Annotated in this window: 8 protein-coding genes; 5 read left to right on the top strand and 3 right to left on the bottom strand. The window is 68.9% G+C overall.

Annotated features, from left to right (window positions below):
- Positions 1-47: 47 nt before the first annotated feature.
- Both trpD and QH270_RS19065 read right to left on the bottom strand, forming a co-directional pair.
- Positions 48-1,187: an anthranilate phosphoribosyltransferase gene (gene trpD / locus QH270_RS19070; RefSeq protein WP_280344221.1), complete on the bottom strand. Its 1,140-nt coding sequence runs from the start codon at positions 1,185-1,187 to the stop codon at positions 48-50.
- A 93-nt stretch (positions 1,188-1,280) separates the two neighbouring features.
- Entirely contained in the window at positions 1,281-1,700 is a 420-nt protein-coding gene (locus tag QH270_RS19065; RefSeq protein ID WP_280344218.1) for a hypothetical protein, read from the bottom strand.
- 181 nt (positions 1,701-1,881) lie between these two features.
- Between QH270_RS19065 and ctaE the strand changes: the two genes are divergently transcribed.
- The 4 genes from ctaE to qcrB are packed head-to-tail and all read left to right on the top strand — an operon-like array spanning position 1,882 to position 6,176.
- On the top strand, positions 1,882-2,493 hold the full coding sequence (gene ctaE, locus QH270_RS19060; protein WP_110040793.1) for an aa3-type cytochrome oxidase subunit III: 612 nt from the start codon (positions 1,882-1,884) through the stop codon (positions 2,491-2,493).
- A 55-nt stretch (positions 2,494-2,548) separates the two neighbouring features.
- The gene (gene qcrC, locus QH270_RS19055; protein ID WP_280344216.1) at positions 2,549-3,412 is read left to right on the top strand and encodes a cytochrome bc1 complex diheme cytochrome c subunit; all 864 of its coding nucleotides are present in this window, start codon (positions 2,549-2,551) and stop codon (positions 3,410-3,412) included.
- Between the two features lie 5 nt (positions 3,413-3,417).
- A complete protein-coding gene (qcrA, locus tag QH270_RS19050; protein WP_280344224.1) occupies positions 3,418-4,557 on the top strand; it encodes a cytochrome bc1 complex Rieske iron-sulfur subunit in 1,140 nt (379 codons plus the stop codon).
- On the top strand, positions 4,554-6,176 hold the full coding sequence (qcrB, locus tag QH270_RS19045; RefSeq protein ID WP_280344214.1) for a cytochrome bc1 complex cytochrome b subunit: 1,623 nt from the start codon (positions 4,554-4,556) through the stop codon (positions 6,174-6,176). The genes qcrA and qcrB overlap by 4 nt, the downstream gene beginning before the upstream one ends.
- Before the next feature lie 63 nt (positions 6,177-6,239).
- On the opposite strand, the gene QH270_RS19040 is transcribed toward qcrB, so the two are convergent.
- Positions 6,240-6,737: a polyadenylate-specific 3'-exoribonuclease AS gene (locus tag QH270_RS19040; RefSeq protein WP_110040791.1), complete on the bottom strand. Its 498-nt coding sequence runs from the start codon at positions 6,735-6,737 to the stop codon at positions 6,240-6,242.
- Between the two features lie 136 nt (positions 6,738-6,873).
- On the opposite strand from QH270_RS19040, the gene QH270_RS19035 reads away from it, so the two are divergent.
- On the top strand, positions 6,874-8,259 hold the full coding sequence (locus tag QH270_RS19035) for a class II 3-deoxy-7-phosphoheptulonate synthase (RefSeq protein WP_110040895.1): 1,386 nt from the start codon (positions 6,874-6,876) through the stop codon (positions 8,257-8,259).
- The last annotated feature ends 206 nt before the right edge of the window (positions 8,260-8,465 follow it).

Here is an 8,465-nt window from a genome sequence, read left to right as displayed (position 1 = left end):
GCTGCTGACCCGCATCGAAACCGGACAACGTCGAGTCGCGGCCGACGTCAGTATGAAGGTTGCCGAGCATCTTGGCGTCGAGCAGCATTAGCCCCTCTGGCAGGAGTTCTACGCGCTCGCCCGAGACGCCGCGCAGTCCGGGTGGTGGGGCGCGGGGCCCCGGCGGCGCCCTGTTCCGCCCCCGCGCCGCTGCCCCGGGGGGCGGCGGCGCGCTCGAGCGCGGAGGTCAGCGCGCCGTTCAGGTCGAGGTCGGCGTCACCGACGCCACGGGAGAGGTCGTAGGCGACGATCGCGGCGGCGGAGTTCAGCAGGGTCGCGTCGCGCACCGGACCCGGCGTCCCGGCGAACACGTCACGGGCGATCCGCGCGTTGACCGTCGCGTCGCCGCCGCGCAGCGCGTCCAGTTCGACCCGGGGGATACCGAGCGCGGTCGGATCGAGCACGGTCTGCCGAATCCGACCGCCACTCACGATCCACACGTCGGTGAGGTCGGAGGTGGTGATCTCGTCGAGCCCGTCGCGGCCGCGGACCACCAGGGCGCTCGCGCCGCGCTCGGCGAAGACACCCGCGATCACGGGGGCCAGATCGGCGAACGCGCAGCCGATCAGGCCCGCGCGCGGCTGGGCCGGGTTGGTGAGCGGTCCCAGCACGTTGAACACGGTCGGGATGCCGATCTCCTTGCGCGCCGGTCCGGCGAAACGCAGTCCGGAGTGGAACAGCGGTGCGAAACAGAAGCCGATCCCGGCCTCGCGCACCGAGCGCGCCACCGACTCGGGACCGAGCGCCAGCTTCACGCCCAGTGCCTCGAGCACGTCGGCTCCGCCCGATTTGGAGGAGGCGGCGCGGTTGCCGTGCTTGACGACCGGTACCCCGGCCGCGGCGACCACCACCGAGGACATGGTGGAGATGTTCACCGACCCGGACCGGTCACCGCCGGTGCCGACGATGTCGACCGCGTCGCCGTCGACGTGCACCAGGCGGGCGTGCCCGAGCATGCCGGCGACCATGCCCGCCAGTTCGGTGGGCGTGGGGCCCTTGATCTTCATGGCCACGCCGAACGCCGCGATCTGGGCGGCGGTGGCGTTGTCGGTGAAGATCTCGTCGATGACCCAGGTGGTGTCGTCCGCGGCCAGGTCACCGCCGTCGGCGAGGGTTCCGAGCACCTGGGGCCAGCTGCGCACGCTCATCTGCTCCGCATCTTTCGTTCGACCGACAACGTCTGCGCGAACTCTGCTCGTGCGCGCCTGTCTCGCGCAACCCTATTGCGCTGCCGAGCAAGTCTAGGCGGCGCCGCGCGGCGGTTGCAGCGCGTCCCAGCCGTCGGCGACGCCGTCGTGGCGCTGGGCCAGCCCCGCCATTCGCGAGCGTTCCTGCGAACACGACAGCGGATCGAGCAGCTGCACCCGCTGCAGGATGATCGGCACCAGCTCGCCATCGCTCCGCTCGGCCGGGTCGGCCCTGCTGTAGCCGTCGTAGCCGGCGATCTCGCACGCCGCGTCGATCTGCGTGGCGGGCAAGCGCAGGTGGTGGCGCAGCACCGCCTCGGCCTCCCGGTCCAGCGCGCTCGCGCGGTCCAGCGCCGTCGAACACGCCTCGGCGTCGTCGAAACTCGCCGCGACCACGACGAGATCGGCGCGCGCCGGGTCCAGTGTCTCGGCGTGCCCGCCGAACAATCGCCGCCACATCCGCACCACGACCATCGCGACCTCCTTCGTCTCAGGTTATCCACATCTGGCGCTGTCACAATGGGTGCTCGCGCGCGGTGTCGCCAACACGCCGAGGCTGGTCCAGGACCCCCTCTGTGCGTGGGTTTTCCGATTCCCGCGACAAACTTTCGTACCCGGGTACAGCTGTCGTACTACGAAGAGTCATACTTACCCCGTGACGACCGCAGTAGGCACCCCAGGATCGGCCATTACTCAGCGTGTGCATTCGCTGAACCGGCCCAACATGGTCAGCGTCGGAACCATCATCTGGCTGTCGAGCGAGCTGATGTTCTTCGCCGGCCTCTTCGCCATGTACTTCGTTGCGCGTGCGCAGGCGCACGGCGACTGGCCCCCGGAGCCGACCGAGCTGAACATGACGCTCGCCATTCCGGTGACGGCCGTGCTGATCGCCTCGTCGTTCACGTGCCAGATGGGCGTGTTCGCCGCGGAGAAGGGCGACGTGTTCGGCCTGCGCCGGTGGTACCTGATCACCTTGGCGATGGGCACCTTCTTCGTGTTCGGCCAGGGCTACGAGTACTACCACCTGGTCCACGAGGGCACCTCCATCGCAGGCAGCTCCTACGGCTCGGTCTTCTACATCACCACGGGCTTCCACGGTCTGCACGTGATCGGCGGTCTGATCGCGTTCGTGTTCCTGCTGATCCGCACCACGCTGAGCAAGTTCACGCCCGCGCAGGCCACTGCCGCGATCGTGGTGTCGTACTACTGGCACTTCGTCGACATCGTCTGGATCGGGTTGTTCGCCACGATCTACTTCGTCCGCTAGGCGCGGGCGCACAGCTTTTGCACAAGTCGGTTCCGTCTACTCCAAAGGGACACAGATGAGTTCATCTCCCCCGTCGGCCCCAGAGCCCGCTGGCCCCGGCAACGGTCAGGCCGCCAAGGCGCGTAAGCAGCGTCGTGTTCGCCGTCGTATCGCGGGTGGTCTCGCGTTGCTGGTGGGTCTGGTCGGGGCCGGCTTCCTGGCCACGGCGCTCACTCCCGAGCCGCAGGTCGCCACGGCGAACCAGGACCAGTCCGCGCTCATCCGCGAGGGCAAGCAGCTCTACGACACCTCGTGCATCACCTGCCACGGTGCCAACCTGCAGGGCGTCCAGGACCGCGGTCCCAGCCTGATCGGCGTCGGCGAGGCCGCCGTCTACTTCCAGGTGTCCTCCGGCCGCATGCCGATGACGCGCAACGAGGCCCAGGCCGAGCGCAAGCCGGAGAAGTTCGACGCGCACCAGACCGACGCGCTCGGCGCGTTCGTCGCCGCCAACGGCGGTGGCCCCTCGGTGGTCCGCGACGCCAACGGCGAGGTCGCGCAGGAGTCGCTGCGCGGCGACGACATCGCCCGTGGCTCGGAGCTGTTCCGCATGAACTGCGCCTCCTGCCACAACTTCACCGGCCGCGGTGGCGCGCTCTCCAGCGGTAAGTTCGCCCCGCCGCTGGCGCCGGCCAGCGAGCAGCAGATCTACGACGCGATGCTCACCGGCCCGCAGAACATGCCGAAGTTCTCCGACCGGCAGCTCTCGCCGGAGGAGAAGCGCGACATCGTCGCCTACGTCAAGAACGCGACCGAGGAGCAGGCGCCCGGCGGCTGGGACCTCGGCGGTTTCGGTCCGGCGACAGAGGGTCTGGCGATCTGGGTCATCGGCATCACCGCCGTGGTCGGCGCCGCGATGTGGATCGGATCCAGGACATGAGCGCCATGAGTGGACAGGAGCACAACGACATGGGTCGGGAACCGACCGAAGCCGAACTGGACGCGATGACGCGCGACGAGCTGGTCGAGCTCGGTACCGCGCGTGACGGCGTCGATGTCGCCTACCGCGGCGAGCGGTGGCCGGTGCCCGGCACCCGCGCGGAGAAGCGCGCCGAACGCCAGGTGACGTTCTGGTTCGCCATCTCCGGCCTGGCCGCGGCCGCGCTGATCGGTGTCTTCCTGTTCTGGCCGTGGGAATGGAAGGGCGCGCACGAGGAAGGCCACGCCGCCTACTCGCTGTTCACCCCGCTGGTCGGCCTGACCTTCGGCATCTCGGTGCTCGTCATCGGTATCGCCGTGGTGCTGATCCGCAAGAAGTTCATCCCCGCCGAGATCTCCATCCAGGAGCGCCACGACGGTCCCTCGGACGAGGTCGAGCGCCGCACCCTGGCGGCCGAGCTGCAGGACGCGCTCGACACCTCCACGCTGGGTCGCCGCAAGATGATGCTCGGTACCGCGGGCGCCGGTGTCGGCGTGCTCGGTATCGGCGCGCTGCTGGTGTTCGTCGGCGGCATGGTGAAGAACCCGTGGGCCAAGCGCGAGAAGTCGCCGCTGTGGGTCTCGGGCTGGACCCCGGACTTCCCCGGCGAGACCATCTACATCCGTCGCGACACCGGTCGCCCGGAGGACGTCGTGCTGGTGCGCCCGGAGGATCTGGACGCCGGCGCCATGGAAACCGTGTTCCCGTGGAAAGAGAAGTGGCGCGGCGACGCGCACGAGACGCTGCAGTCGCTGCGCGGTGTCCGCAACTCCGTCATGCTGATCCGGTTGCGTACCGAAGACGCCGAGAAGGCGATCAAGCGCAAGGGCCAGGAGAGCTTCAACTACGGCGACTACTTCGCCTACTCGAAGATCTGCACCCACCTCGGTTGCCCCACCTCGCTGTTCGAGCAGCAGACCAACCGCATCCTGTGCCCCTGCCACCAGTCGCAGTTCTCGGCGACCGAATGGGGTAAGCCGGTCTTCGGTCCCGCCGCCCGCGCACTGCCTCAGCTGCCGATCACCGTCAACTCCGAGGGCTTCCTGGTCGCCAACGGCGACTTCATCGAGCCGCTCGGCCCGGCCTTCTGGGAGCGTCGTTCATGAGCACTCTGGTGGCGAACCAAGCCAACGAGATGGACGAGCGGTATCGCGCCGCCGCGTTCGTGAAGCGGTCGATCAACAAGGTCTTCCCGACCCACTGGTCGTTCCTGCTGGGTGAGATCGCGCTCTACGCGTTCATCATCCTGTTGCTGTCGGGCGTGTACCTGACGCTGTTCTTCGACCCGTCGATGGCGCACGTCACCTACGACGGCGCCTACCAGCCGCTGCGCGGCGTCGGCATGTCGCGGGCCTACGAGACCGCGCTGAACATCTCCTTCGAGGTGCGCGGCGGTCTGTTCGTCCGGCAGATCCACCACTGGGCGGCCCTGCTGTTCGCGGCGTCGATCATCATCCACCTGTTCCGCATCTTCTTCACCGGCGCGTTCCGCAAGCCGCGTGAGGCGAACTGGGTGATCGGCTCGCTGCTGCTGATCCTGGCGATGTTCGAAGGCTTCTTCGGCTACTCGCTGCCCGACGACCTGCTCTCGGGTACCGGTCTGCGCGCCGCCTTCGGCGGTATCACGATGAGCCTTCCGGTCATCGGTACCTGGATGCACTGGCTGATGTTCGGTGGCGACTTCCCGGGCGACATCATCATCCCGCGCCTCTACATCGCGCACGTGCTGCTGCTGCCCGGCATCATCCTGGCGCTGATCGGCGCGCACGTCGCGCTGGTCTGGTACCAGAAGCACACCCAATTCCCCGGCCCCGGCCGCAAGGAGACCAACGTCGTCGGCGCGCGCATCGTGCCGGTGTTCGCCGCGGACCAGGGCGCGTTCTTCGCCTTCACCCTCGGCATCGTCGGCATCATGGGTGGTGTCCTGCAGATCAACCCGATCTGGAACCTGGGTCCGTACAACCCGTCCCAGGTCTCGGCGGGTTCGCAGCCGGACTTCTACATGATGTGGACCGACGGTCTGGCGCGTCTGATGCCGCCGTGGGAGCTCTACCTGGGCCGCTACACGGTTCCGGCCGTGGTCTGGGTCGCGCTGGTGATGGGCCTGGTGTTCACCCTGCTGATCGCCTACCCGTGGATCGAGAAGCGCCTCACCGGCGACACCACCGCGCATCACAACCTGCTGCAGCGTCCGCGCGACGTGCCCGTGCGTACCGCGATCGGCGCCATGGCGATCGCGTTCTACGTGGTGCTCACGCTCTCGTGTGTCAACGACATCATCGCGCTGAAGTTCGACATCTCGCTGAACGCGACCACCTGGATCGGCCGCATCGGCGTGCTGCTGCTGCCGCCGCTGGCGTACTTCGTCACCTACCGGTTCTGCATCGGCCTGCAGCGCAGTGACCGGGCAGTGCTCGAGCACGGCATCGAGACCGGTGTGATCAAGCGCCTGCCGCACGGTGAGTACATCGAGGTGCACCAGCCGCTCGGCCCGGTCGACGACCACGGCCACCCGATCCCGCTGGAGTACCAGGGCGCCGCGGTGCCGAAGAAGATGAACAAGCTGGGTTCGGCGGGCAAGCCGGGCACCGGTAGCTTCCTCTTCGCCGACCCCAAGGCCGAGTCCGACGCCTACTTCGCCAACGAGCACGCCGAGGAGCACAAGATGCTCACCGCGCTCGCCGAGGAGCAGGCCCGCGACAGCGACGGTTCGCACGGTCACTGACCGCGCACGCAGTACGAGAAAGGCCCCGAGTCACGCGACTCGGGGCCTTTCGGCGTTTCCGGCTCAGAGCCGCGGGGTGCGGCGGTAGGCCTCGATCGCCTCGAACTTGGCCAGGTTGTGCCGGGCGTCGGCCAGCGCGTCGTGGGCGTCGCCGGGGATGGGCGGCAGCTCGGGGCTGCCATGCGCGACCCAGTGCTGGCGCAGTTCGTTGGTGTAGCGCGGCATGTCCTTGGGCAGGGCGGTCATGTCGCCCCACAGCTGGCACAGCGCCACGTGATCGTACGCCGAGACCCAGGCCCACAGTTCCGGGTGCACGCCGGAGCGCGGCAGGAAGAAGGCGTGCAGGTCGTCGCGGATCTGCGCACGGGTGCGATACAGGTGCGAGCCGGCGGGTGGCAGCTTGGGCAGCACGTGCCTGCGGACCCACGGCCCCGCCCGGCCCGCGTCGAATTCGGTGGAGACGGCGTAGTATTCGCGCCCGTCCTCGCAGACGACGCCGATCGAGATCAGATCGATCGTCACGCCGTCCTCGATGAACTCCGAATCATAGAAATATCGCAGGGAGATCGCCTCTTCGTGCCGGTGGGCGGCGGTCCACGCGGACCGCCGTGACCCACGGGTGGGTCAATGTCAATGTCGAACCCTATACAAGGCCCGCGCGTGACCGGCGCACGCGATGGTTCCGTATTCTGATCTGGTGACCTGGACCGTCGACGTACCCATTGACCGCCTGCCGGAACTGCCGCCGCTGCCCGCCGAGTTGCGCAGCCGACTCGACGCCGCCCTGGCCCGGCCCGCGCTGCAACAGCCGTCCTGGGACGCCGACGAGGCCGCCACCATGCGCACGGTGCTCGAGAGCGTGCCGCCGATCTGCCTGCCCGCCGAGGTGGAGGAACTCAAGTCCCAGCTCGCGGCGGTCGCGCGCGGTGAGGCGTTCCTCATGCAGGGCGGCGACTGCGCGGAGACCTTCGCCGACAACACCGAACCGCACATCCGCGGCAACATCCGCACCCTGCTGCAGATGGCCGTGGTACTCACCTACGGCGCGAGCCTGCCGGTGGTGAAGGTGGCGCGGATCGCGGGCCAGTACGCCAAGCCGCGGTCCTCCGACATCGACGCGCTCGGGCTGAAGTCCTACCGCGGCGACATGGTCAACTCGCTGGTCGCCGACGAGGCGCTGCGCCGCCACGATCCCTCGCGGCTGGTCCGGGCCTACGCCAACGCCAGCGCCGCGATGAACCTGGTGCGCGCGCTGACCACCGCGGGCATGGCCGACCTGCACAAGGTGCACGACTGGAACCGCGATTTCGTCGCCCAGTCGCCCGCGGGCGCCCGCTACGAGGCACTGGCCGAGGAGATCGACCGTGGCCTGCGGTTCATGACCGCCTGCCAGGTGAACGACCCGAGCCTGAAGTCGGCCCGCATCTACGCCTCGCACGAGGCGCTGGTGCTCGACTACGAGCGCGCGATGCTGCGGCTGAGCGAGAGCGAGACCGGCGAGCCGCTGCTCTACGACCTGTCGGCGCACTTCCTGTGGATCGGCGAGCGCACCCGTCAGCTCGACGGCGCCCACATCGCGCTCGCCGAGTTGCTGGCCAACCCGATCGGTCTGAAGATCGGCCCCACCACCACGCCCGACCAGGCGGTGGAGTACGTCGAGCGGCTCGACCCCAACAACGAGCCGGGCCGGCTGACCCTGGTGGCCCGGATGGGCAACGGCAAGGTGCGCGACGTGCTGCCGCCGATCATCGAGAAGGTGCAGGCCACCGGTCACCAGGTGATCTGGCAGTGCGACCCGATGCACGGCAACACCCACGAGTCCTCGACCGGCTTCAAGACCCGCCACTTCGACCGCATCGTCGACGAGGTCCAGGGCTTCTTCGAGGTGCACCGCGCCCTCGGCACCCACCCCGGCGGCCTGCACATCGAGCTGACCGGCGAGAACGTCACCGAATGCCTCGGCGGCGCGCAGGACATCTCCGACCTCGATCTCGAGGACCGCTACGAGACCGCCTGCGACCCGCGCCTGAACACCCAGCAGTCCCTGGAACTGTCGTTCCTGGTCGCGGAGATGCTGCGTTGATTTGAGCGCTGGCGCGCTCGAGGTCGCGGCCCGTTGCGGCCGCGCCCCCCCCCGGGCGCCGGGGGGCCCCCCCCCGGGGGGGGGGGGCCCCCGGGGCCGGCGGGGGGGGGGGGGGCCCCAACTGGCCGGCCACCTCGAGCGCGCCTGCGCTCAAATCAACGCAGCATCTCCGCGACCAGGAACGACAGTTCCAGGGACTGCTGGGT

Origin of the sequence: Nocardia neocaledoniensis, from assembly GCF_029868625.1 — a bacterium.
Lineage (GTDB): Bacteria > Actinomycetota > Actinomycetes > Mycobacteriales > Mycobacteriaceae > Nocardia > Nocardia neocaledoniensis_A.
Note: the sequence above shows the minus strand (reverse complement) of the source record. Positions and strands in the feature narration are given on the sequence as shown.